Genomic DNA, 22,966 nt, shown 5'->3' with positions numbered 1-22,966 from the left:
GCCGTCCCCCGCGGCGCAGCGCCAGCCGGCGATGCGGGGCGCGGCGAGGACGGCAAGTCCCTTGCTCCCCACGGGGAGTCGGGCGCGTACGGTGCCGTCGGAGACGGTGACCGAGGTGGCGCCGGTGGCCTTGAGGCGGGCGGCGGCGGTGCTCAGCCGGGCGGTGTCCAGGCAGCCGACGGCGCCGGACGGGATGCGGCCGGGCCGGTCGGGGACCAGGTCGATCCGTACCCGGCCGGAGGCGGGGGCGCGGCCCAGCGGCTCCATGGCGGCCAGGGCGCGCCCTTGGTCGTAGTGGAACGGGACGGCGCTCTCCGTGCCCCCGGCGAGCCGGGCGGTGCCGGAGAAGTGCGGGGCGGCCAGGTACACCTGGGTGCCGGCCGGGCAGCGGGCGCTGACGGACGGACCGGTCAGCGCGTTCCCGGAGCCAACTCGGCGGCCGGGCAACGGAGTTCCGTCGTCGCCCCGCACGATGATCCGGGGCACGGCGTAGACGCGGCTGCCGAGCAGCAGTTCCTGGTTGCGGTACGGCGAGGAGCCGAAGGCGGCCTGGTCGGGGCGGGCCCGCACGGTCACCAGGGGCGGCACGTCCCGCCGGGTGACGGTCGGCGCGGCGGTGTCCTCGGGCAGCCGGGTCTGGTGCGGGTCGGGCGGGCTGTGCACCCGGGCGCCGACGGAGAAGAGCACGTCCGTGACGGCGTTGTCGAGGCTCTGCACGCCCCGGCCGCCCGAGGTCCAGCCGCCGCCGAGGGCGGTGAGGGTGCGGGTCAGGACGTCGGAGGTCAGGCTGCTGTAGTAGGCGGCGCCCTGTCCGCCGACCGCCAACGGGTCGTTGGCGACGGTCTGTTCGCGGCCGGGGTCGGTGCGGTAGCGGGGCCAGCCGTCGGCGCGGGCGATCGCGGCGGCCTGGAGCCGCTGCCGCTCGCCCCAGGGCGCGTAGTCGTCCAGATGCTTGAGGCGCAGCCCGCTCGCCACGGCGGCACTGGCGGCGCTCTCCCCCGTCTGCGCGCCGAGCAGCACCAGCACGGCCAGTACGGCGAGCCGGCCGCGCTGACCGGGCTGTCCGCGCTGACCGCGCTGACCGCTGCGGCGCAGCAGGAGGAGCCCGGTGAGCGCCCCGGCGACGCCGAGCAGCAGCACGGGCCAGGTGTGCGCGTGGACCAGGTTCGTGCGGCTCGCGGCGACGGTGAACAGGGCGAGCAGGGCCCCGGCCGCACCGAGGGCGGGCAGCCCCGGGGGGCCGTACGACAGCGCGTGCCAGGCGGCGATGACCAGCAGCCCGCACAGCACGAAGCTCTGCCGGTAGGAGCTGCCCTGCGGGACGGCGAAGGCGTGCCAGGCCAGGCTGGTGGGCGCCCATTGCAGGGAAAGGGCCACCAGGAGCACCAGCGCGGTCCATCCCGCGCGGACCCGGCCGGGGACGGCCCGGTGGAAGGGCAGGGCGAGGGCGAGGAGCAGGGCGGTGGTGCCGACGTAGAGCGCCGGGGAACTGTAGTCGTACGTCGCCGGGAGCAGCCGGGCCGGCAGGCTCTCGGCCGGGACCGGGTGGAACCGGGCGAGGCGGCCCGGGTAGGCGTGCTCGGTGCCCAGGTAGACGACCGCGAGCAGCGGGGCGGCGAGGCCCATGCCGAGGACGACGGTGAGCACGGCACGGCCGGCGGCGGCCAGGGCCTGCCGGCGCGGTGGGGCGGCGAGCGACAGCCGTACCAGCAGCACGAGTCCGGCGCCGAGGGTGGCCATGTAGGCGGTGTAGAAGTTGGCGCTCCAGGCGAGCGCGACGATCAGCACCCCGAGGACCGGGCGCCGGCCGGCCAGGGCCCACTCGCCGACCAGGCAGAGCAGCGGCAGCGCGATCAGCCCGTCGAGCCACATCGGGTTGTAGTCGGCGGCGAGCGTCCAGCCGCACAGCGCGTACGACGCTCCGAGCAGCGCCGCCGCCCACCGGCGGCCGGGCCGCAGCCGGAGCAGCAGCCAGGCCATCGCGGCCGCGGCGCTCGCGATCTTCAGGACGGTGATCGCGTACACCGCGAGGTCGATCCGGTCGCGCGGGAAGAGCGCGACCAGCGGTGCGAACGGGCTGGAGAGATAGGTGCCGAAGTCCGGCAGGAAGCTGGAGCCGTACCCGGACTGCCAGTTGACCAGCAGTCCGCCGTCCGCCCTGCCGTGCAGCAGGTCCCAGAGGTGGGCGTGCAGGGGCACGTACTGATTGCCCAGGTCATTGACGCTGCGGGTGCGGGAGCCGAAGGGAAAGTCGCGGGCCAGCAGATCACCGGCACACAGTGCCACGCCCGCCACGAGGGCGGCGAGCGCCGCGGCGGCCCGGCACGTCGCACCCGGCACGGTCGTACGTTCCATCGGCCGGCAGACCCTCCAGTGAATTCACCTTGGATTTCGCCAACCTAGACGGGACAGCATTCCGATCGGTTGTGCCCTCAACGGAAGTTGATGCGTTTTACAGCGAACCTCACCAGAAATTAAGGGACGTGATGTCCGGCCGGGAAACTCGACCTTTCCTGCACGTTATTCACAGGTGTTTTCAAGGTGACGTGCTTTTACGGGCCGCATAGGCGCGGAACCCCGGGAGTGTCCCTAGAGCTGGGGTGCCCGTACGGCCGGGCTCTCGAAGCGGAGGTTCCAGCGGCCCCGGTGGCCGGTGAGGGTGGTGGTCGACAGGGGGCGGATGTCGAGGTTCCAGTAGGTGGCGGGCGGGGCCTTCAGGGCGTAGACGAGGGCCGCGCGGATCACCGCGGGCTCGGCCACCGCGACGATCCGGGCGCCGTCGTCGGCGGGGCGGGTGTCCAGCCAGCCGCCGGCCCGGGAGATGAAGGCGAGCAGGGACTCGCCGCCGTGCGGGGTGGCGCGCGGGTCGGCGAGCCAGGCGTCCACCGCCGCCGGTTCCCGGGCCATCGCCTCGCCCAGCGTCAGCCCGCGCCAGCGCCCCATGTCGCAGTCCCGCAGCGCGAGCTGGGCCAGCGGGGCATAGCCCAGGGCGTCGCCGGTGGCGCGGCTGCGCGGGGTCGGCGAGCAGTAGCGCAGCTCGGCGGCGGCCAGCGGCACCAGGTCGTCGGCGGCGCGCCGTACCTCGTCCCAGCCGGCCTGGTCCAGCGGCCGCTCGTCGTCGAACCGCTCCGCGAGCAGCGGCGCACTCCGCGCGGCGGCGACGAACGTCACCCTCAGTGGCATGCGGTGATGGTGCGGCCGTGACGGGCACAGGTCAAGGTTTTCCGCCGGTGATGTACCGGCGGTGAGCGCCCGCTCACTCGAAGCGGTGGATCATCCAGGTCCCGGGGTCTTCCAGCGGTGTGAAGCCCAGCCGCTCGTAGACCCCGTGCGCGTCCGCGGTGGCGAGCAGGATGCGGCGGACGCCGAAGGACGCGAGGTGGTCGCGGACACCGGCGACGAAGGCGGTGCCCACGCCCTTGCCGCGCACCGAGCGGTCGACGTACACATCGGCGAGCCAGGCGAACAGCGCCCGGTCGGTGACCCCGCGCGCATAGGCGACCTGTGCGCCGGAGGCCGTGTCGTAGACCCCGAAGTTGATCGAGGACGCCATGGCCTCCTCGTGCTTCTCGCGGGTGCGGCCGCCCGCCCAGTAGGCGTCGGTCGACAGCCAGCGGTGGACCAGGTCGACATCGACGCGGGCGGTGTCGGTGGAGAACTCGTAGCCGTCGGGGAGCCGGAGCCGGGATGCGTCACTCATCCCGCGATCGTCGCAGGTCGCCGGGCACCGGGGCGAGCCGTTAACTCCCGTACGACGCCCGGTCACTCCCCGTGTGCCGACCTCTACAGCACCTCGTCGCACGCCGCCCGCAGCCGCCGTACCCCCTCCGAGATCTCCCCGAGGCCCGCCACCGCCGCGAAGCTCAACCGGACATAGGACGCCGGTGGTTCGGCACTGAAGTAGGGGCGGCCGGGGGTGAGAGCCACGCCCGCGCGCAGGGCGGCGGCGCTGAACGCGTCGTCGTCGGTGCCCTCCGGCAGCCTGGCCCACAGGTGGTAGCCGCCGAACGGGATGTGCGGCAGGGCGAGTTCGGGCAGCCGCAGCGCGAGCGCGCCCGTCATGGCGTCCCGGCGTTCCTTCAACTCCCCCGACAGGGTGCGCAGATGGCGGGGCCAGGCAGGTGAGCCGACCAGTTCGAGGGCGGCTTCCTGGAGCGGGCGGGGCACGAAGAAGGAGTCCACCACCTGGATGGCGCGCAGCCGTTCGAGCACCGGGCCGTGCGCGGCGAGCGCGCTCACCCGGAAGCTGGGCGAGGTCGCCTTGGTCAGCGAACCGACGTGCACCACCACACCGTCCGGGTCGTCGGCGGCCAGCGGGCGGGGCAGCGGACCCGCGTCGGCGTGCACCAGGCGCCGTACGAAGTCGTCCTCCACCACGAAGGCGCCGGCCGCGCGGGCGATGCCCAGCACCTCGGCGCGCCGGCCGGGGGCGAGGACCGCGCCGGTCGGGTTCTGGAAGAGGGGCTGGCAGACGAACACCCGGGCGCCGGTGGCCCGGAAGGCGTCCGCGAGCAGCTCGGGCCGTACCCCGTCGCGGTCCACCGGCACCGGGACGGGGCGCAGTCCGCCCGCGCGGGCGAGGGCCAGCATGCCGGGGTAGGTGGGCGACTCGACCAGCACCGGGGCGCCGGGCGGGGCGAGCGCGCGCAGGGCGGTGGCCAGCGCGGACTGACCGCCCGCCGCGATCAGCACCCCGGCCGCGGTGACCGCGCCGCCGATCTCCCGCGCGAACCACTCGCGCAGCTCCGGCAGCCCCTCAAGCGGCGGCCGTCCCCAGGCGCCGGGCCGCCGCCCCGCGCGGGCGAGCGCCGCCGCCATGGCCCGCTCGGGCTGGAGCGAGGGGTGCGGATAGCCGCCGTTGAACTCCAGCACCCCGGGCGGCGGGGCCGCGAGCGAGACGGTGACCCCGGTGGCGTCCACCGTGCGCGGTACGAGGTCGGCGGCGCCGTCGGCGCTCAGCGCGACCTCCTGCCAGGAGGTGTCCCCGGCCGGTGCCTCGGGGGTGCGCGGCCGGGCCCGGAAGGCGCCCGCGCCGGGCCGGGTGACGACCAGCCCCTCGGCGGCCAGCTGGGCGAGCGCCCGCGAGACGGTCACCGGGCTCACCCGGAACCGTTCGACCAGCGCCCGACTCGACGGCAGCTTCCCATCTGGTGAGTAGCGGTTCAGCTCCCTTCGCAGCTGTTCCGCCAGTTCACCCACACTGCTACGCTCTTGCATGAAGACACAGAGTAGCGCTACTGATGCCGGACCGATAGCGGTCACCGCTTCCCGGCCGGAGCGCCGGACGTTCGGCACCGCGCTCGCCGCCCTCGGCGTCGCCGCCTTCTCCCTCACCTTCCCGGCCACCGCCTGGGGCCTGGAGGGCTTCGGCCCCTGGACGCTGGTGACCGTGCGCAGCGCCCTGGCCGCGCTGGTCGCGGGCGGCGCCCTGCTGGCCCTGAAGGTACGGCCGCCCGAGCGGCGCCACCTGCGCGGCCTCGCCGTCGTGGCGCTCGGCGTGGTCCTCGGCTTCCCGACGCTGACCACGCTGGCGTTGCGCACCTCCACCACCGCGCACGCCGCCGTCGTGGTGGGCCTGCTCCCGCTGACCACGGCCGTCTGCTCGGCACTGCGCACCGGCCACCGCCCCTCCCGCCGGTTCTGGATCGCGGCGGTGGCGGGCGCGGTGGCGGTGCTCACGTTCACGGTGGTGCAGAGCGGGGGCGCTCTCACCGCGGCCGACGGCTATCTGTTCGCGGCCCTGCTGGTGTGCGCCGCCGGGTACACCGAGGGCGGGCGGCTGGCCCGGGAGATGCCGGGCTGGCAGGTCATCGGCTGGGCGCTGGTGCTGTGCCTGCCGCTGACGCTGCCGGCCGCCGCGCTGGCGCTGTCGCAGGAGCCGTACCGGGTGACCGCGCACGGGATCGCCGGGCTGCTCTGGGTGGCGCTGGGTTCGCAGTTCCTCGGACTGGTCGTCTGGTACCGGGGGATGGCGGCCATCGGGGTGCCCAGGGCGAGCCAGTTGCAGTTGGCTCAGCCCCTGCTCACACTGGTGTGGTCGGCGCTGCTGCTGGGCGAACACTTCACGGCGGCCGCTCCCCTGACCGCCGTCGCCGTGCTCGTGTGCATCGCCGTCACCCAGCGGTCGTGATCGTTGAGGAGGGCCTGGAGATGCGCGCATCCAAGGGCGACCGGCTTGTCCAGCACGGCAGGGTGGTCGGCCAACACGACCAGGAGTCCGAAGTCGTCGAAGTGATGGGTCAGGAGGGCAATCCGCCCTACCGGGTCCGGTTCACGGACGGGCACGAGGCGATCATGTCGCCGGGGCCCGACTGCCAGGTCAAGCACAAGGAGGACGGGCAGCGGTAGGCACCGGGGTCCACCGGTGCCTCCGACGCCGCCGGCGCCTGCGCCGGTTCAGCGGGGCGGGCTCGCCGGTTGCGCGTAGTGGTCCGCGACCACGCGGCGCATCGCCCCGATCGGATCGTCCGCCACGTCCTGCGCGGCGAAGAAGATGTGCCCGCCCACCTGCGGACGGCGGGCGGCGAGGGTGAGGTGCCGGGTCAGCTCCGCCGGGTCCTGCCAGGCGGCGGGGCGCCCGTCCGCGCCGGACGCCCCGGCCCGGTACAGGGCCTCGCCGATGTAGAGCCGTGTCCCGGTGCCCTCGGCGGTCCGCGCCCACCAGTCCAGCAGCGTCGCGTAGTCCGCGCCGCTCGCGCCGATCTCCCAGTACAGCTGGGGCGCGATGTAGTCGATCCGGTTCTCCCGGACCCAGGTACGGGTGTCGGCGTACAGGTCGTCGTACGTCTGCGCGCCCGCGTCCGTGTCGGAGCCGCGCGGGTCGGTCGACGCGTTGCGCCACACCCCGAAGGGGCTGATCCCGAACCGGGCGGCGGGCCGGACCCGTTTGATGCCCGCCGCCATCTCCTGGACCAGCAGGTCGATGTTGTTCCTGCGCCAGTCGGCCCGGTCGGTGAAGGCGCCGCGGTGGCGCTGGTACGCGTCGTCGTCCGCGAAGCTCTCCCCGTCCTCGGGATAGGGGTAGAAGTAGTCGTCGAAGTGGACCGCGTCGACGGGGTAGCGGGCGACCGCGTCGAGCATCGCCCGCTGGACGAAGGCGCGTACCTCGGGCAGGCCCGGGTTGTAGTAGAGCTTCCCGCCGTACGGCACCGCCCAGTCGGGGTGCACACGCGCCGGGTGGGTGGCGGCGAGGAGGCCCGGGTCGGTGTGGTTCGCGATCCGGTACGGGTTGAACCAGGCGTGCAGCTGGAGTCCCCGGGCGTGGGCCTCGCGCACGGCGGTGCCCAGCGGGTCCCAGCCGGGGTCGCGGCCCTGGGTGCCGGTGAGGAACCGGGACCAGGGCTCGTACGGCGAGGGCCACAGCGCGTCGGCGGTGGGCCGCACCTGGAGCAGCACGGTGTTCAGCCGGTTGCGGACCGCCCGGTCGAGGTGGGCGATCAGCTCCTTCTGCTGTGCGGCGGCGGTCAGGCCGGGGCGGGAGGGCCAGTCCCGGTTCTCGACGGTCGCCAGCCACACGCCCCGCATCTCGGTGGCCGCGCGGAGGCCGGTGGCGCCCTCGGCCCCGGTCTTCCTGACCGGCGGCTTGATCTCCGCGGCCCCTCTCGTCGCCGCACCGCATCCCGTCGTGGTCAGCGCCGACAGCGTCCCCAGGGCGAAGGCTCGGCGTGAGATGGGTTCCATCGGCCACTTTCCTTGACGTTCCGGATCCGCTCGGTCACGGATGGTCTCCGTGGCCAAGAATGCCCGCACCCAGACGATCGATCATCGATACTTCGCGGTAACGTGCACGATCGGAGCAGGCGCCGAAACCCGGAGGTCTGCCAGCCAAGCCGGAGAACAGCGAAGGGGACGATGTGACCGACATCGAGCGCGTCGGAGTCGTGGGCTGCGGCCAGATGGGCGCGGGCATCGCCGAGGTGTGCGCCCGCGCGGGCCTGGACGTGAAGGTCGCCGAGACCACCGGCGAGGCCCTGGAGATCGGCCGTACCCGGCTGCACAACTCCCTGTCCAAGGCGGCCGAGCGCGGCAAGATCTCCGTGGCGGAGCGGGACGCCACCCAGGCGCGGCTCAGCTTCACCACGGACCTCGGCAAGTTCGCCGACCGCGACCTCGTGATCGAGGCGGTCGTGGAGAGCGAGGCCGTGAAGACCGAGATCTTCCAGGTCCTCGACCAGGTGGTGACCCGGCCGGACGCGATCCTGGCCTCCAACACCTCCTCCATCCCGCTGGTGAAGCTCGCGGTCGCCACCTCGCGCCCGGACCATGTCGTCGGCATCCACTTCTTCAACCCGGCCCCGGTGCAGAAGCTGGTCGAGCTGATCCCCGCGCTCACCACCTCCGAGGGCACCCTCAGCCGCGCCCAGGCGTTCGCCGAGAAGGCGCTCGGCAAGCACGCCATCCGCGCCCAGGACCGCTCGGGCTTCGTGGTGAACGCGCTGCTCGTGCCCTATCTGCTCTCCGCGATCCGGATGTTCGAGTCGGGCATCGCCGCCCGCGAGGACATCGACAACGGCATGGAGATGGGCTGCGCCCACCCGATGGGCCCGCTGAAGCTGTCCGACCTGATCGGCCTGGACACCATCGTCTCCATCGCCAACTCGATGTACGCCGAGTACAAGGAGCCGCTGTACGCCGCTCCCCCGCTGCTCCAGCGCATGGTCGAGGCGGGCCGCCTGGGCCGCAAGACGGGCTCGGGCTTCTACACCTACGGCTGATCACGCTCAGCTACCAACAGATGTGCCCGGCACCGGATTCGGTGCCGGGCACAGCCGTTTCACACACCGTGTGCGCGCCGGGCCCGCAGAGGCGCATCGCACACGCTCCCCACGCGACCACCAGGCGAGTTCACTCTTCATGCGCATGCAAGGGGGTGCGGAACCCCCCGTTCGACTACGGAAAGGAGTGGACCCTTGACCGGCGATCCGGAGCATCCCGTGGTCCATGGAGAACTCGCAGAGTTACGGCGCCGACTGGACGTGGCCTACGCCCGGGTCGAGGGCGGACTCGCCCTGCTCGGTCACCGTACCGAGGAGACCGCCAAGGAGCTGGACGAGCTGAACTCCCGTATGGTCTCGCTGGAGCACACGCGCTGGCCGCTGCCCTCGCTCGCCGCGCTGACCGCGCTCGGCGCGCTCGTGGTGACCGTCTGGTCGGCCCTGCGCGCCCATTAGCCCTCGGCCGGACGGCCCTCGGCGCGTCAGCCCTCGGCGAGCCTGAGGTGATGCAGCAGCAGTAACGCGGCCGCCATGTTGGCGGCCGGGACCTCCCCACGGGCGATCAGGTCGGGGACGAGCTTGAGGGGCACCCACTCCCGGCGGTCCGACTCGAAGTCGTCCACGGGGTGCCCGAGGTACTCGCCCCGGTCGGACCAGTAGATGTGGTGCCGGGCGTCGGTGAGGCCGTTGGACGGCTCCACCGTCATCAGGTGGTGCAGGGGCCCCGGCCGCCAGCCGGTCTCCTCCTCCAGTTCCCTGGCGGCCGCGCTCGCGATGTCCTCGCCGTCCTCGACGACGCCCGCGGGCAGTTCCCAGCCCCAGCTGTCGGTGATGAAGCGGTGCCGCCACAGCAGCAGGACCTCGTTGGCCTCGTTGACGACCGTGGCGACGGCCACCGGGCGCATCCGGATGAGGAAGTGGTCCAGATGCCGGCCGTCGGGCAGCTCGACATCTGCGAGTTTGACGCTGAACCAGCGGTTTTCATACACGGGTTGTTCGTTCTGTTTCGTCCACTGCACGGTTCTGCCACCTTTCGGGGGGTAGGTGGCAATATCGCAGCAGCGGCCGTGCGCCCACAGGGCGTCTACAGGGGCACGCGCAGCGCTCCGTCGATGAGTTCGGCGGCCTCGGTGGTGCCGGGCGACCCGCAGCGCGCCAGATGTTCGCGCACCGCGCGCAGCCGGTCGCGCAGCCGCTGGGACTCCATGCCACGCGCCTGCTCGGCCATCTGCACGGCGGTGACCACGGCCTTCTCCGCGTTGCCCTGGCGCAGTTCGATGGTGCTGAGCATGGCCAGCCGGTGCACCCGGCCCCGGTCGTGGGCCGGGTTGTCCACGGCGGCCGCCGCGTGCTCCCGGGCGGCGGCGAGTTCACCCAGGCTGAGCAGCGCCTCGGCGACCTGCACATTGACCAGGCCGGGCTGCACATAGCCGGTCTCGTCGGGTTCATGGCCGCGCCGGATGCGTTCGGCCGCGCTCTCCGCCCGCCGGATGCAAGCGAGCGCGCTGCCCGCGTCGCCCAGATGCGCGTACGCCTTGGCCTGCATCGCGTACAGATCGGAGGCGAGCGCGGGGGTGATGTGCCGTCCCGCGGTGCGCAGCGCGGCCTCCGCGAAGGCCACCGCCTGCCGGAACTCCCGCATGAACAGGGACTGGTTGACCAGCAGCGCTATGACATAGGCGCCAAGTCCCCTGTCCCCGCTGGCCTTCGCCAGGCGCAGCGCCTGGTGGAAGTAGCGCTGGGCGAGTCCGTGCGCGTCGGAGTCGTAGGCGCAGATCCCGGCGACGGCGACCAACCCGCCGGTGGCGCGGTGCAGTTGGCGGCCGGTGGCGTCGGTGTAGCTGCCGCGCAGCAGGGGTGCCGCCTCGGCGTTGAGGAAGCCGACGATCCGGGCGCGGGTCGCGATGCCGCCGGCCTTGCGGTACATCTGCTCGTAGTGGGCACGGGCCGCGCGCAGCGTCTCGATGTCGGCCGCCGTGACCCGGTGTCTGCCGCCCCGGGACACATCGGTGTCCTCCGGCGGGTTCTCCCACTCCCATACGGGCATCACGGCGGGGGTGCCGGTGACGGCCGGGGCGCCCAGCACATGGGGGCGCTGCTGTTCGTCGGAGCGCCACAGGGCGGTGGCCCGCTCCACGAAGCCGGACAGGGTGCCGGTGGAGGTGGTGCCGGGCCGGCCGGGCACGCCGAGACCGATGTCGTCCAGGGTGACGGGGCGGTGCAGCCGGGCGGCCAGTACCTCGCAGATCAGGTCGGGCACCTGACCGCGTGGCCGCTGGCCCTTCAACCACCGCGCCACGGCGGTGTGTTCATAGCGGAGCGCGAGGCCCCGACGGCGCCCCGCCTGGTTCACATGGGCGGCGAGACCGGCGTGCGAGATCCCCGCCTCGTCCAGGATGGCGTCAAGGAGCGTGTTGGGCTGCATGGGATGACCCCCGAGTGCCTGATGCCGTCAGCGTAGTGGCCCTGCCTTCACACGGGGTGTGAAGGGAATGCCCGCATCCGGGGCGTGCGCGCGCTGTCGCGGAGCGTGGCCGGGCCGGTTCACTGGTGGTCCTCCTCAAGAGGCCCGCCAGGTCACCGGCTCCCCCTCCTACAGCGGTGGCCTGGCGGGAACCCTCAGCCGTGTGTGGTGGTGGCCGGCCGGGCCGGCTCCCGCGCCCTCGGCGCCGGCCCCCGCTCATCGCGCAGTACCAGCAGGGCCACGTCGTCGGTGGGGGTGCCCCCGGTGTGCCGCAGCAGCGCGGTGAAGACGGTCCGCAACACCCGCTGGGGTGAGGCCGGTTGGTCCCGTACGGCAGTGCGCAGCGCGTCGGGCAGGGCGAAGAACCGGCCCCGGGCGTCCCGGGCGTCCTCGGCGCCGTCGGTGAACAACACCAGCGACTCGGCGGGCCGCAACGGCTCGCAGCGGTGCGGGGCGAGGTCCGCGGGGAGCGGGAACGGGCCCAGCGGGGGCAGCGGTTCGGCGCGGGTCAGGGGCTCGACGGCGGTGCCGGTGAGCCGATACGGCCAGGGATGCCCGCAGTTGAGGACGCCGAGCGCGCCGTCCCGGCCGATCTCCAGGAGCAGGACGGTGACGAACTCCTCGGCGACGGGGTGGTCGAGGTCGGCGGTGCCACCGGTCGAGGGGTGTTCGGCGCGGGCCCGTTCGCGCAGATGCCGGGCCAGTGCCCGCTCCAGTCTGCGCAGTACGCCGTCGAGCCGGGCCTCGTCATGGGCGGCCTCGCGGAAGCTGCCGAGGACGGCGGCGACGGTGCCGAGGGCGTCCAGACCGTGCCCGCGCACGTCCCCCATCACCACCCGCACCCCGTGCTCGGTGGCGACGGCCTCGTACAGATCGCCGCCGACGCTCGCGCCCCGGTCGGCGGACAACTGGGCCGCGGCGACACCGAGTCCGTCCAGCCGCGGGGGCGGCGGCCGCAGCACCACGCCCTGCGCGACCCGCGCCGCCCGCCGGGCGAGCCGCAACTCCCGCAGCAGCGCGCGCCGTACATGGACCAGCAGCCCGATGCCCACGCCGAAGAACACGACGCTGGCGGCGATACGGGCGCCGAGCCGCTCCTGGGTGGCGAGCGGGCAGCCGAACTTGTAGGCGACCGCGAGCGCGCCCCAGAGGGTGGGAAGCACGACGCCTCGCGCGGTGGGTGCCCGTGCCTTGATGCGGATCATGCCTCTGTCCCCCATGGAGAGTCCCTGACAGAGCGGACGAACCGACCCCGAAAGGCCGGTCCGATTCTGTCGACGGCGTGGCCCGGGAGGACTGGATCACCTCGCATGTCCACTCGAACGAGTGAGAAAGCGCAGGTGGGAGTGCATTTATGCAGATGGTGACGGTGTGTCAGAAACGTTCCTTCGGCCGGAACGGAAACGCGCCCGGCCACGGAAGTCCGTGACCGGGCGCGCCCCTCGCGCTTCGGCGGTCAGCCGCGCAGCACGGCTCCGGTGCGCTCGCCCGCAAGGGCGACGGCCGCGTCCCGGGCCGCCGACGCCTCGTCCACCGTCAGCGTCCGGTCGGGGGCGCGGAAGCGCAGCGCGTACGCCAGCGACTTACGGCCCTCGCCCAGCTGCTCGGCGTTCTCGTAGACGTCGAACAGCCGGATGGACTCCAGCAGTTCACCGGCACCGGCGCGCAGCGCCTCCTCGACCTCGGCCGCCGGCACCGGCTTGTCGACCACGAGGGCGACATCCTGCGTGGCGACCGGGAAGGAGGAGATGCTCGGCGCCATCGGGATGCCGTCGCCGGCCTCCTCCAGGACGTCCAGGTCCAGTTCCATCGCGCAGGTGCGCTCCGGCAGGCCCAGCGCCTTGACGACGCGCGGGTGCAGCTCGCCCGCGTGCCCCACGGCCCGCTCGGCGCCGTTCACGACGACGAGCAGCTCGGCGCAGCGGCCCGGGTGCCAGGGGCCGTACCGGCCCTTGCGCACGACGAGTTCGGCGCCTGCCTCGTGGGCCACGGTGCGCGCGGCCTCGACGGCGTCGGCCCAGTCAGCCGGGCGGCCCTTGCCCCACCAGCCGGCCTGCTCGCGGGCGCCCGTGAGGACGACGGCGGCGTGCCGGGGCTGCTCGGGCAGCGCGGCGTTCAGCCGCGCGATCTCCTCGTCGGTGGGACGCCGGTCCACCGGCAGATGCCCGGCGGCCCGGCGCTCCTCGCGCGGGTGGAAGACCAGACCGGTCTCGAACAGGGCCAGGTCGTGCCCGCCGCGGCCGGTGTTGCGCCGCAGCGCGCCCAGCAGGCCCGGCAGCAGCGTCGTACGGAGCGCGGGCTCCTCGTCGCTGAGCGGATTGACCAGCTTGACCACCCGGCGGACCGGGTCGCCCGCGTCCAGACCGAGCTGGTCGAAGACCTGCTCGCCGAGGAACGGGTAGTTCAGCGCCTCGACATAGCCGGCACCGGCCAGCGCGCGGCCGATGCGGCGGTGCAGCCGCTGGCGGGCGGTCAGACCGCGGCCCGCGGGGGGCTTGGGCAGCGTGGCGGGCAGGTTCTCGTAGCCCTCCAGCCGGATGACCTCTTCGGCGAGGTCGTTCGGGTCCGTCAGGTCGGGCCGCCAGGACGGCACGGTGACGATCAGCTCGTCCTGACCGTAGACGTCGCAGCCGACCTCCTGGAGGCGGCGTACGACGGTCTCGCGGCCGTAGGTGACACCCGCGACCTTGTCCGGGTGGTCCGCCGGGACGGTGATGGTGTGCGGCGCGGAGGGCGCGATGACCTCGGTGACGCCCGCCTCGGCGGTACCGCCCGCGAGCAGCACCAGCAGGTCCACGGTGCGCTGTGCGGCGGCGGCCGCGGCGGCCGGGTCCACCCCGCGCTCGAAGCGGCGGGAGGCCTCGGACAGCAGCTTGTGGCGGCGGGCCGTGCGCGCGACGGAGATCGCGTTGAAGTGGGCCGCCTCGATGACGACCTCGGTGGTCGCGTTCGCCGCGTCCTCGCCGTGGTCGGCGATCTCGGTGTTGGCGCCGCCCATCACACCGGCGAGGCCGATGGGGCCCCGCTCGTCGGTGATGACCAGGTCCTCGGCGTGCAGCGTGCGCTCGACGCCGTCCAGGGTGACGAGCTTCTCGCCCTCCTGGGCGCGGCGCACCCCGATGGTGCCCTGGACCGAGGAGCGGTCGTAGGCGTGCAGCGGCTGGCCCAGCTCCATCATCACGTAGTTGGTGATGTCGACGGCCAGCGAGATCGGGCGCATGCCGACCTTCTGGAGCCGGCGCTGGAGCCAGAGCGGGGAGCGGGCCTCGGGGCGCAGACCGGTGACGGTGCGCGCGGTGAAGCGGTCGCAGCCGAACGGGTCGGAGACCTGGACCGGGTAGCCGTACGCGTTGGGCGCGGGCACGTCGATCAGGGCGGGGTCGCGCAGCGGCAGGCCGTAGGCGATGGCGGTCTCGCGGGCGACACCGCGGATGGACAGGCAGTCGCCGCGGTTGGCGGTGACGGCGATGTCCAGGACCTCGTCCACCAGCTCCAGGAGCTCGATGGCGTCCTTGCCCGCCTCGGTCTCCGGCGGCAGCACGATGATGCCGTGGGTGCTGTCCTCGCCCATGCCCAGCTCGTCGCTGGAGCAGATCATGCCGTGCGAGACCCGGCCGTACGTCTTGCGGGCGGCGATGGAGAAGCCGCCGGGCAGGGTGGCGCCGGGCAGCACCACGACGACCTTGTCGCCGACCGCGAAGTTGCGGGCGCCGCAGACGATCTCCTGGGGCTCACCGGTGCCGTTGGCCTGGCCGACGTCGACCGTGCAGAAGCGGATCGGCTTCTTGAAGCCCTCCAGCTCCTCGATGGTCAGCACCTGGCCGACGACCAGGGGGCCCTTGAGGTCGGCGCCGAGCTGCTCGACGGTCTCGACCTCAAGACCGGCGGAGATGAGCTTGGCCTGGACGTCACGACCGGTCTCGGTGGCCGGCAGGTCGACGTACTCCCGCAGCCAAGAAAGCGGGACCCGCATCAGATCTCCATCCCGAAGGGCCGGGTGAACCGGACGTCACCCTCGACCATGTCTCGCATGTCTTCGACGTTGTGGCGGAACATCAGCATCCGCTCGATGCCGAACCCGAAGGCGAAGCCGCTGTACTTCTCCGGGTCGACGCCGCAGGCGGTGAGCACCCGCGGATTGACCATGCCGCAGCCGCCCAGCTCGATCCAGCCCTCGCTGGAGCAGGTGCGGCAGGGACGGTCGGGGTTGCCGACGGACTCGCCCTTGCACACGTAGCAGAGCATGTCCATCTCGGCGCTCGGCTCGGTGAAGGGGAAGAAGTTCGGGCGCAGCCGGGTCTTCATGCCCGCGCCGAACAGGGACTGGACCATGTGGTCCAGGGTGCCCTTGAGGTCGGCCATGGTCAGGCCCTCGTCCACGGCGAGCAGCTCGACCTGGTGGAAGACGGGCGTGTGCGTGGCGTCCAGCTCGTCGGTGCGGTAGACGCGACCGGGGCAGATCACATAGACCGGCAGGTCACGGCCGAGCAGCGAGCGGATCTGCACCGGCGAGGTGTGGGTGCGCATGACCACACCCGACTCGGCGCCGCCGTCCGGGCCCTGCACGAAGAACGTGTCGGCCTCACCGCGGGCCGGGTGGTCCGGGCCGATGTTCAGGGCGTCGAAGTTGAACCACTCGGCCTCGGCCTGCGGGCCCTCGGCGACCTCGTAGCCCATGGCCACGAAGATGTCCTCGATGCGCTCCGACAGCGTGGTCAGCGGGTGCCGGGCGCCGGCCGGGACGCGGTCGTACGGCAGCGTGACGTCGACGTCCTCCTCGACGAGCACCCGGGCGTCACGCTCGGCCTCCAGCTCGGTCTGGCGGGCGGCGAGGGCCTTGTTGACGGCGCCGCGGGCCATGCCGACGCGCTTGCCGGCCTCGGCCTTGGCGTGCGGGGGCAGGGCGCCGATCTCGCGGTTGGCGAGCGAGAGCGCGGACGCGGGGCCGGTGTGGGCGACCTTGGCCTCGTGCAGCGCGTCGAGGGAGTCCGCGGCGGCGAAGGCGGCGAACGCCTCGTCCCGCATGCGCTCGATCTCTTCCGGTTTCAACGCCTCGACCTCGACAGGGTCGTACGACTTATTGGGTGCCGACATCTCTTCCATGCTTCCGATTGCTGGCGGGTGGTCCCCGTCACCGACTCGACTCGCGAGGGCCGTGTGCAGGACACAAAGGTGCCAAAGGCCGAGTCTAACGGGGTGGAGCTGTCCGAAGAGCCCGTGGGCCGCTAGGCGAGATACGCCGGGGCGCTCACGGGCAACGTAAATCGGAACTCGGCGCCGCCGCCGCGGGCGCGGCCGACCGTGATGGTGCCGCCGTGGGCCTCGACGATGCCCTTGACGATATACAGCCCCAGTCCGGTGCCACCGCGCTTGCTGCCCCGCCAGAAGCGGGTGAAGACGCGGTTCATGGACTCCTCCGGGATGCCGGGCCCTTCGTCGCTCACCGTGACCGATGTGCCGGCCTCCTCGCCCTCGCGGGGGGACGCCGTGGGCGTGATGTCAATGGTGACGGTTCCCTCGCCGTGCCGCACGGCATTTTCCAGCAGATTGCTGAGCACCTGGTCGATCTTGTCGGGGTCGGCCCACAGATCGGGCAGCGGCTGCTCGATGCGCAGCAGGAAACGCCCGGCGCTCTGCCCGGCGGCGACGTACGCCTGGATGTGGCGGGAGACGGCGGCCCCTATGTCGACGGGCTGCCTGCGCACCTCCAGGCGCCCCGAGTCGATCCGGGAGATGTCCAGCAGCTCGGCGATGAGCCGGGTGACCCGGTCCGCGTCCGCGTCGACGGTCTCCAGCATCAGCCGCTTCTGGTCGTCGGTGAACCGCTCCCACTTGGCGAGCAGCGTGGCGGTGAAACCCTTGACGGAGGTCAGCGGGGAGCGCAGCTCATGGGCGACGGTGGCGATCAGCTCGGCGTGGCTGCGCTCGGTGCGGCGGCGGGCCTCGGTGTCCCGCAGGCAGATGATCAGACGGTGCACGGGGCCGAGGGGCGCGGTGCGGACGTACCGGGCGGTGACGAGCACCTCCCGGCCGCCGGGCAGCAGCAGATTGCGCTCGGGCTGCCGGGTCCGGGTGGAGAGGCCCCCGTAGGGGTCGGTGAGCTGCCACCAGCGGCGCCCCTCCAGGTCCTCTAACGGCAGCGCCTTCTCCAGCGGCTGCCCGAGGGCGTCGGCGGCGGGTACGGCGGTGATGCGCTCCGCGGCCGCGTTGAACCCGACGACGCGTCCCCGCTCGTCGGCGACCACCAGTCCGTCGGGGAGCTGGTCGGGATCGAGCCCGCCCGCACCGCACGAGGACGCGGGTGCGCCCCGTGTGTCCCGTCCCTCCGGCCCGGTGCTCGTGCCGGCCACACTCATCCCCGTACCCCACCTCTCATACGGCGCAGGGCCCCGAGCTGGCCACCCTACTAGCTCTGGGTGACGGAACGGCACCCTCCGGGGGCGCGCTGCGCACGAGCCGAGGCGTACAGGCAGACGGCGGCGGCCGTGGCCAGGTTCAGGCTCTCGGCCTTGCCGTGGATGGGCACCCGTACGACGGCGTCGGCGAGCTCGCGGGTCTCCTCCGGCAGCCCCCATGCCTCGTTGCCGAACACCCAGGCGGTGGGGCCGCCCATGGTGCCCTTGTCCAGCTCCTCGTCCAGGTCGCGGTCGCCGGCGCCGTCGGCGGCGAGGATGCGCACTCCGGCGCCCTTGAGCCGCTCGATGGCCTCCTCCACGGGGACGCCGACGGCGACCGGGAGGTGGAAGAGGGAGCCGACGGAGGCGCGGACGGCCTTGGGGTTGTACAGGTCCACGGAGGCGTCGGTGAGGACGACCGCCTCGGCGCCCGCGGCGTCCGCGCAGCGCAGCACGGTGCCCGCGTTGCCGGGGTCGCGGACGTGCGCGAGCACGGCGACCAGCCGGGGGCGGGCGGCGAGGACGTCCTCGAACGGGGTGTCCAGGAACCGGCAGACGCCGACGAGCCCCTGCGGGGTGACCGTGGTGGAGATGTCGGCGATGACGTCCTCGGCGGCGAGATGCACCCGGGCGCCGACGGCGCGGGCCTCTCCGACGATGTCGGCGTACCGCTCCGCGGCCTCGACCGTGGCGAACAGCTCGACCAGCGTCGCCTGCCCGCCGTCCCGATGCGCCGCCGCCTCCCGCACGGCCTGCGGCCCCTCCGCGAGGAACAGCCGGTCCTTCCCCCGGAAATTCCGCTTGGCGAGCCGCCGCGCGGCGGCGACACGGGCGGAACGGGGAGAGATCAACTCGGGGACGGCAGGGGCCATGCTTTCTTCACTTTCCAGAGAACGTCTGCTTCAGCGCCCCTTGAGGGACGCGGGGCCGTGCTTGATTTGCGGCTCCGCCGCGTGGGCGCGAGCAACCACCACGCACCCGCAGCCGAAAACGCGCCGGGGAACCTCAACAGCGAGACCCGCAAGCCAACAGCCTGCGGGTCCCGGTGTTATTTCGGCTGAAGCTCAGCGCAGCGTCACGCGGCCTTGGGCGCGTTGACGTCCGACGGCAGCGCCTTCTGCGCGACCTCGACGAGCGCGGCGAACGCGTTCACGTCGTTGACGGCCAGCTCGGCCAGGATCTTGCGGTCGACCTCGACGTTCGCGGCCTTCAGACCCTGGATGAAGCGGTTGTAGGTCATGCCGTTGGCGCGGGCAGCGGCGTTGATGCGCTGGATCCACAGCTGACGGAAGTCGCCCTTGCGCTTCTTGCGGTCGTTGTAGTTGTAGACCAGCGAGTGGGTGACCTGCTCCTTGGCCTTGCGGTACAGGCGCGAACGCTGACCACGGTAGCCGGAGGCCTGCTCCAGGATCGCCCGGCGCTTCTTGTGGGCGTTGACTGCCCGCTTGACGCGTGCCACTTGTTAACTCCTTGTAGCGGGGTCGTGGGTGTCCTCACACGACCCGGAAACGATTGGGTCCCGGTCCAGACGCACGGCGCTCGTCGAGCGCCGCGGCGTCACTTGCCGAGAAGCTTCTTGATCTTCGCGGCGTCGCCCGGGGCCATCTCGGCGTTGCCGGTGAGGCGGCGCGTCACGCGGGACGACTTGTGCTCAAGCAGGTGGCGCTTGCCGGCGCGCTCGCGGAGCACCTTGCCGGAGCCGGTGACCTTGAAGCGCTTGCTGGCACCGCTGTGCGACTTGTTCTTCGGCATAGCGCCGTTCTCTCCTCGTCGGTGGCGCTCCGGTGCCCGGTCGCGAAAACCGGGCACGGTGGAGCGTCGCTCTTGTTTCGGTTACATCCTCGGGAGCCGTGAGGCTCCCCGGGATCACGCCTCGGCAGGTTCCTCGGACGACGCCTCGGCCTCGACAGCCTCGACGGGTTCCTCGGACGACGCCTCGGCCGCGTTCTGCGACTTGCCGGGGTTCGCCTTCGCGTCGGCCTTGCGGGCCTCCTGCGCCTGACGGGCCTCGGCCATCGCCTCGGTCTTCTTCTTGTGCGGACCGAGAACCATGATCATGTTTCGGCCGTCCTGCTTCGGGTTCGACTCGACGAAACCGAGGTCCTGGACGTCCTCCGCGAGGCGCTGGAGCAGTCGGTAGCCCAGCTCGGGCCGGGACTGCTCGCGACCACGGAACATGATCGTGATCTTGACCTTGTCGCCCTGCTTGAGGAACCGGACGACGTGACCCTTCTTGGTGTCATAGTCGTGCGGGTCGATCTTCGGCCGGAGCTTCATCTCCTTGATGACCGTGTGCGCCTGGTTCTTGCGCGCCTCACGGGCCTTCATGGCCGACTCGTACTTGAACTTCCCGTAGTCCATGAGCTTGCACACGGGCGGACGGGCGGTCGCCGCCACCTCGACCAGGTCCAGGTCGTACTCCTGCGCAAGCTCCAGTGCCTTCGCGAGCGGCACAATGCCGACCTGCTCGCCACTGGGACCGACAAGTCGCACCTCGGGAACGCGAATCCGGTCGTTGATGCGGGGCTCGGCGCTGATGGATCCTCCTCGATAGCACCACGCGACGGCCTGGCGGACTGCCGCGTAACGTCTGTGTTCGTCCGACCAACCGCGCCGAAGCACAAAAAATGCCCCGGACGATCACAGGCGGGGCTCCTGACTACCGGAGCACCGCCGCGATGAACGCGGGGCGCGAATCGGGCGACTCCATCGTCCGTACGGAACGATGGCGGCCGCCTGACCGGAGACCCGCCGTCCCGGGGGACGGATCGGGTGGGAGATCGGAGCCTCCACTTGTGGGCCGAGCGATAGGTGCAGACCTACGTCCGGCCGGTCGCCCACCAGATTAGCAGGATGGCTTGACAAGGGCTAATCGGGCGGGCGTCACGTGGAGGGTGGCGGGCCGCTTAGGGTGTGGGTCATGAGTGAGACCCCTGCCGAGAACCCCGACTTCGACGCGATGACCCGCGATATCGCCGAGGTCCCCGCCGTCGAGGTGATCGTGACGGTCGCCGTCAACCTGATGAGCGCCGCCGCCGTGAAGCTCGGTCTCAGCGAGGAGGGCGACACGTTCAAGGACCTGGACGAGGCCCGCAAGCTGATCACCGCCCTCGCCGGTCTGCTGGACGGCGGCGCGACCGAGATCAGCTCCTTCCACGCGGCCCCGCTGCGCGACGGTCTGAAGTCGCTCCAGCTGGCCTTCCGCGAGGCCTCGATCGTCCCGGACGAGCCGGGCCAGGGACCGGGCGAGAAGTACACCGGCCCGATCTACGGCTGAGCTACTCCTTCACGTACAGGGGCTCGCCCGGAGGCGTCGTCCCGGCCGGCAGCAGTGCCAGGTCGAGACCGCGCACCAGGCGGGCCCTCAGTGTTTCGTCGGCGGCGAGCCGACCGGCGATCGCCCGGGCGGTCTCGGCGGGCGGCGCGGCCGGGTCGAGGACGAGGGCGAGGGTGCCGTCGGCCGGGCCGGGCACCAGATGAGCGCGCCGTACGGCGGGCTCGGCCGCCACCGCCGTACGTACGGCCTCGGCCACGGCCGGGTCGGCGAGCGGGTCGGTGCTGGTGCGGCCCTCGGCGAGGGCGAGCAGCGCGGGCCCGGTCAGCTCGAACGGCACCGGCCCCGCGAGGTCCAGCACCACCGTGTCGGCCTTCTCGTGCGCGGCGGCCTGGAGCGCCTGGTGCAGGGGTACGGCGACCGGGCGGGCCTCGGGGTCCCAGCGGGCGAGGGAGTCGGTGGAGGTGAAGGCGGGCAGCGCGGTACGGCCGCCGGCCTTGAGCGTGGGTACGGCCATGTCACTGGTCTTCTCGCGGCGCAGCCCGTTCTCGTCCTCCTCGACCTCACCGAGGACGGCGACGACGGGCACCAGCAGCCGGGCGCCCTTCAGCGCCTGGAGGACCGGTCCGACGGCGGTGCGGTCCTCGGCCCACGCGGCGAGCGCGGCACCGAGCCGGGGGTCGGCGGAGCCGTCGTCGTCGGAGTAACCGGAGTCGGGGATGTTCTTGTTCGCCACGGTCACCGACCCTATCGGGGGAAACGGCAAGGCTCGGCGGCGGCCCGGTGCCCGCCTCAGAAGGGCTGTCTGCGGCCGCGCCACAGGATCACGCCCACGACCAGCAGCACCCCGCCGACACTGCCCGCGAGGGGCGCCGCCCAGTCGGCGGCGGATCCGGTCGCCCGGGGCGCGTCGGGGCCGGGGCCGAAGTACTCGTGGGGGTACGACGCCGGGCTCAGCTTCTCGGGTTCGAGGCGGTCGGCCGCGGCCAGGGCGGCCACCGGGTCGATCGTGCCGTAGCCCCGGGAGTCGTCGCGGCCGCCGGCCGGCGGGGCGTCGGCGGTGTCCTCCAGGAGCGTCTTGATCTGGGCCGGGCCCAGCCCCGGGTGGGCCGACTTGATCAGGGCGGCGACCCCCGAGACGTAGGCGGAGGCGGCCGAGGTGCCCCAGCCCTCGTAGTACTTGTGGTCGGGGTCGGCGATGACAACGTCGACGCCGGGCGCGCTGACCGCGGCGTACCAGCGGCGGGTGGAGAAGGCGGCGCGGGTGCCGTAGCGGTCGACGGCGGTGGCCACGAGGACGCCGGGGTAGGCGGCCGGGTAGGAGACGTGGTCGCCCTTGTCGCCGCCGTTGCCCGCGGAGGCGACGACGACCACGCCCTTCTTCAGGGCGTACTGCACGGCCTCGTCCTCGCCGGGTTCGGGGTGGGCGGAGGCGGAGTCGTCGCCGAGGGAGAGGTTGATGACGTCGGCGCCGTGGTCGGCGGCCCAGCGGATGCCGTCGGCGAGGGCGGTGCCGCGGGTGGTGCGGGCCTTGGCGCGGGCGGGGTCGCTGTCCTCCAGGATCACCCGTACGGGAAGGATCTTCGCCTCGGGGGCGACGCCCATGACGCCGTCGGAGCCGCCGGGTCCATGGCCGTGTCCGGCGATGATGCCGGCCATGGCGGTGCCGTGCCGTCCCCAGGTGCGGTCGCCGGGCCGGGCGCCGAAGCCGATCATGTCCTTGGCGGGCAGCACATTGCCGACCAGGTCGGGGTGGTCCTCCTGGACGCCGGTGTCGAGGACGGCGACGGTGACGCCCTGGCCCCTGGTGGTGTGCCAGGCCTGGTCGAGGTGGAGGGCGGACAGGCCCCACTGCTGGGCGCGGATGCCGTCGGCGTGGGCGGCGGCGGTGGGCAGCAGGGTGAGGGCGCCGGCGAGCAGGACGCTCGCCGCGGCCCCGGCGGCACGCTTCATGAGGGTCTCTTCGTGGCGTTCGTGGCGGCGGAGCCGACGGTCCGGCGCAGCCGCTGTGCTATCTGTCCGGACAATCCCCGGGCCTCGTCGCCGAGACCGGACTGGGCCTGCGCGGTGGTGGCTCCGGCCCGTACGGCGTCGGCGGCGGGCTGGGGGGTGTCCACGC

At 72.8% G+C, this 22,966-nt stretch carries 22 protein-coding genes; 5 read left to right on the top strand and 17 right to left on the bottom strand.

Annotation, left to right across the window (positions count from 1 at the left end; translation table 11 throughout):
* The 4 genes from CCN72_RS27320 to CCN72_RS27305 form a co-directional block, all read right to left on the bottom strand.
* Positions 1-2,355 (bottom strand): YfhO family protein (locus CCN72_RS27320; protein WP_086810468.1); only part of this gene is annotated, 2,355 nt, incomplete at its 3' end.
* 234 nt (positions 2,356-2,589) lie between these two features.
* Positions 2,590-3,183 carry a histidine phosphatase family protein gene (locus tag CCN72_RS27315; protein WP_086810466.1) on the bottom strand — a complete coding sequence of 198 codons (594 nt, stop codon included), beginning with the start codon at positions 3,181-3,183 and terminating at the stop codon, positions 2,590-2,592.
* 73 nt (positions 3,184-3,256) lie between these two features.
* Positions 3,257-3,700, bottom strand: a complete 444-nt coding sequence (locus tag CCN72_RS27310) for a GNAT family N-acetyltransferase (protein WP_086810464.1) — start codon at positions 3,698-3,700, stop codon at positions 3,257-3,259.
* An 83-nt stretch (positions 3,701-3,783) separates the two neighbouring features.
* The gene (locus tag CCN72_RS27305) at positions 3,784-5,217 is read right to left on the bottom strand and encodes an aminotransferase-like domain-containing protein (RefSeq protein ID WP_208638111.1); all 1,434 of its coding nucleotides are present in this window, start codon (positions 5,215-5,217) and stop codon (positions 3,784-3,786) included.
* On the opposite strand from CCN72_RS27305, the gene CCN72_RS27300 reads away from it, so the two are divergent.
* The gene (locus CCN72_RS27300; protein WP_086810460.1) at positions 5,216-6,130 is read left to right on the top strand and encodes a DMT family transporter; all 915 of its coding nucleotides are present in this window, start codon (positions 5,216-5,218) and stop codon (positions 6,128-6,130) included. The two genes, CCN72_RS27305 and CCN72_RS27300, sit on opposite strands and share 2 nt — an antisense overlap.
* Positions 6,131-6,150: 20 nt before the next feature.
* On the top strand, positions 6,151-6,348 hold the full coding sequence (locus tag CCN72_RS27295; protein WP_037651188.1) for a DUF1918 domain-containing protein: 198 nt from the start codon (positions 6,151-6,153) through the stop codon (positions 6,346-6,348).
* Between the two features lie 48 nt (positions 6,349-6,396).
* On the opposite strand, the gene CCN72_RS27290 is transcribed toward CCN72_RS27295, so the two are convergent.
* A complete protein-coding gene (locus tag CCN72_RS27290) occupies positions 6,397-7,680 on the bottom strand; it encodes a glycoside hydrolase family 10-like protein (protein WP_086810458.1) in 1,284 nt (427 codons plus the stop codon).
* Positions 7,681-7,853: 173 nt separating this feature from the next.
* On the opposite strand from CCN72_RS27290, the gene CCN72_RS27285 reads away from it, so the two are divergent.
* Together CCN72_RS27285 and CCN72_RS27280 are read left to right on the top strand one after the other, a co-directional pair.
* A complete protein-coding gene (locus CCN72_RS27285) occupies positions 7,854-8,714 on the top strand; it encodes a 3-hydroxybutyryl-CoA dehydrogenase (RefSeq protein WP_086810456.1) in 861 nt (286 codons plus the stop codon).
* 195 nt (positions 8,715-8,909) lie between these two features.
* Positions 8,910-9,170, top strand: a complete 261-nt coding sequence (locus CCN72_RS27280) for a hypothetical protein (protein WP_037651194.1) — start codon at positions 8,910-8,912, stop codon at positions 9,168-9,170.
* A 26-nt stretch (positions 9,171-9,196) separates the two neighbouring features.
* On the opposite strand, the gene CCN72_RS27275 is transcribed toward CCN72_RS27280, so the two are convergent.
* The 10 genes from CCN72_RS27275 to infC all read right to left on the bottom strand — a co-directional run bounded on the left by CCN72_RS27275 (position 9,197) and on the right by infC (position 20,111).
* Positions 9,197-9,733: an NUDIX hydrolase gene (locus tag CCN72_RS27275; RefSeq protein ID WP_182775240.1), complete on the bottom strand. Its 537-nt coding sequence runs from the start codon at positions 9,731-9,733 to the stop codon at positions 9,197-9,199.
* A 65-nt stretch (positions 9,734-9,798) separates the two neighbouring features.
* A complete protein-coding gene (locus CCN72_RS27270) occupies positions 9,799-11,139 on the bottom strand; it encodes an NsdA family TPR-like regulatory protein (protein ID WP_086810452.1) in 1,341 nt (446 codons plus the stop codon).
* A gap of 194 nt (positions 11,140-11,333) precedes the next feature.
* On the bottom strand, positions 11,334-12,383 hold the full coding sequence (locus tag CCN72_RS27265; protein WP_086810450.1) for a PP2C family protein-serine/threonine phosphatase: 1,050 nt from the start codon (positions 12,381-12,383) through the stop codon (positions 11,334-11,336).
* 251 nt (positions 12,384-12,634) lie between these two features.
* Positions 12,635-15,151: a phenylalanine--tRNA ligase subunit beta gene (gene pheT / locus CCN72_RS27260; RefSeq protein WP_086810448.1), complete on the bottom strand. Its 2,517-nt coding sequence runs from the start codon at positions 15,149-15,151 to the stop codon at positions 12,635-12,637.
* A complete protein-coding gene (gene pheS, locus CCN72_RS27255; protein WP_085562458.1) occupies positions 15,151-16,272 on the bottom strand; it encodes a phenylalanine--tRNA ligase subunit alpha in 1,122 nt (373 codons plus the stop codon). Before pheS ends, pheT begins: the two co-directional genes overlap by 1 nt.
* A 131-nt stretch (positions 16,273-16,403) precedes the next feature.
* Positions 16,404-17,534, bottom strand: a complete 1,131-nt coding sequence (locus tag CCN72_RS27250) for a sensor histidine kinase (protein WP_085562457.1) — start codon at positions 17,532-17,534, stop codon at positions 16,404-16,406.
* 50 nt (positions 17,535-17,584) lie between these two features.
* The gene (locus tag CCN72_RS27245; protein ID WP_037651205.1) at positions 17,585-18,445 is read right to left on the bottom strand and encodes a TrmH family RNA methyltransferase; all 861 of its coding nucleotides are present in this window, start codon (positions 18,443-18,445) and stop codon (positions 17,585-17,587) included.
* A gap of 203 nt (positions 18,446-18,648) precedes the next feature.
* Positions 18,649-19,032 (bottom strand): 50S ribosomal protein L20, encoded by a 384-nt coding sequence (rplT, locus tag CCN72_RS27240; protein ID WP_037651207.1) that lies wholly within the window; start codon positions 19,030-19,032, stop codon positions 18,649-18,651.
* A gap of 98 nt (positions 19,033-19,130) precedes the next feature.
* The gene (rpmI, locus tag CCN72_RS27235) at positions 19,131-19,325 is read right to left on the bottom strand and encodes a 50S ribosomal protein L35 (protein WP_004933563.1); all 195 of its coding nucleotides are present in this window, start codon (positions 19,323-19,325) and stop codon (positions 19,131-19,133) included.
* A gap of 114 nt (positions 19,326-19,439) precedes the next feature.
* Positions 19,440-20,111 carry a translation initiation factor IF-3 gene (infC, locus tag CCN72_RS27230; protein WP_086810472.1) on the bottom strand — a complete coding sequence of 224 codons (672 nt, stop codon included), beginning with the start codon at positions 20,109-20,111 and terminating at the stop codon, positions 19,440-19,442.
* A 382-nt stretch (positions 20,112-20,493) separates the two neighbouring features.
* On the opposite strand from infC, the gene CCN72_RS27220 reads away from it, so the two are divergent.
* Positions 20,494-20,850, top strand: a complete 357-nt coding sequence (locus tag CCN72_RS27220; protein ID WP_086810444.1) for a DUF1844 domain-containing protein — start codon at positions 20,494-20,496, stop codon at positions 20,848-20,850.
* A 1-nt stretch (position 20,851) separates the two neighbouring features.
* Here the strand turns inward: CCN72_RS27220 and CCN72_RS27215 are convergent, their stop codons facing one another.
* Positions 20,852-21,583, bottom strand: coding sequence for an SseB family protein (locus CCN72_RS27215; RefSeq protein WP_086810470.1), 732 nt, complete (start codon positions 21,581-21,583; stop codon positions 20,852-20,854).
* Positions 21,584-21,639: 56 nt separating this feature from the next.
* Positions 21,640-22,800, bottom strand: coding sequence for a type VII secretion-associated serine protease mycosin (gene mycP, locus CCN72_RS27210; protein WP_086810442.1), 1,161 nt, complete (start codon positions 22,798-22,800; stop codon positions 21,640-21,642).
* Positions 22,801-22,966 lie beyond the last annotated feature (166 nt).

This window comes from Streptomyces murinus, from assembly GCF_002154555.1.
Classification (GTDB): domain Bacteria; phylum Actinomycetota; class Actinomycetes; order Streptomycetales; family Streptomycetaceae; genus Streptomyces; species Streptomyces murinus.
This window is presented reverse-complemented; position numbering and strand designations above follow the sequence as displayed.

Excerpts from the sequence above, each read along its gene's own strand:
- CCN72_RS27315 (WP_086810466.1), bottom strand. The coding sequence starts at position 3,183 with ATGCCACTGAGGGTGACGTTCGTCGCCGCCGCGCGGAGTGCGCCGCTG.
- CCN72_RS27310 (WP_086810464.1), bottom strand. The coding sequence starts at position 3,700 with ATGAGTGACGCATCCCGGCTCCGGCTCCCCGACGGCTACGAGTTCTCC.
- CCN72_RS27300 (WP_086810460.1), top strand. The coding sequence starts at position 5,216 with ATGAAGACACAGAGTAGCGCTACTGATGCCGGACCGATAGCGGTCACC.
- CCN72_RS27305 (WP_208638111.1), bottom strand. The coding sequence starts at position 5,217 with ATGCAAGAGCGTAGCAGTGTGGGTGAACTGGCGGAACAGCTGCGAAGG.
- CCN72_RS27295 (WP_037651188.1), top strand. The coding sequence starts at position 6,151 with ATGCGCGCATCCAAGGGCGACCGGCTTGTCCAGCACGGCAGGGTGGTC.
- CCN72_RS27290 (WP_086810458.1), bottom strand. The coding sequence starts at position 7,680 with ATGGAACCCATCTCACGCCGAGCCTTCGCCCTGGGGACGCTGTCGGCG.
- CCN72_RS27270 (WP_086810452.1), bottom strand. The coding sequence starts at position 11,139 with ATGCAGCCCAACACGCTCCTTGACGCCATCCTGGACGAGGCGGGGATC.
- CCN72_RS27265 (WP_086810450.1), bottom strand. The coding sequence starts at position 12,383 with ATGATCCGCATCAAGGCACGGGCACCCACCGCGCGAGGCGTCGTGCTT.
- pheT (WP_086810448.1), bottom strand. The coding sequence starts at position 15,151 with ATGCGGGTCCCGCTTTCTTGGCTGCGGGAGTACGTCGACCTGCCGGCC.
- pheS (WP_085562458.1), bottom strand. The coding sequence starts at position 16,272 with ATGTCGGCACCCAATAAGTCGTACGACCCTGTCGAGGTCGAGGCGTTG.
- CCN72_RS27250 (WP_085562457.1), bottom strand. The coding sequence starts at position 17,534 with ATGAGTGTGGCCGGCACGAGCACCGGGCCGGAGGGACGGGACACACGG.
- CCN72_RS27245 (WP_037651205.1), bottom strand. The coding sequence starts at position 18,445 with ATGGCCCCTGCCGTCCCCGAGTTGATCTCTCCCCGTTCCGCCCGTGTC.
- rpmI (WP_004933563.1), bottom strand. The coding sequence starts at position 19,325 with ATGCCGAAGAACAAGTCGCACAGCGGTGCCAGCAAGCGCTTCAAGGTC.
- CCN72_RS27220 (WP_086810444.1), top strand. The coding sequence starts at position 20,494 with ATGAGTGAGACCCCTGCCGAGAACCCCGACTTCGACGCGATGACCCGC.
- mycP (WP_086810442.1), bottom strand. The coding sequence starts at position 22,800 with ATGAAGCGTGCCGCCGGGGCCGCGGCGAGCGTCCTGCTCGCCGGCGCC.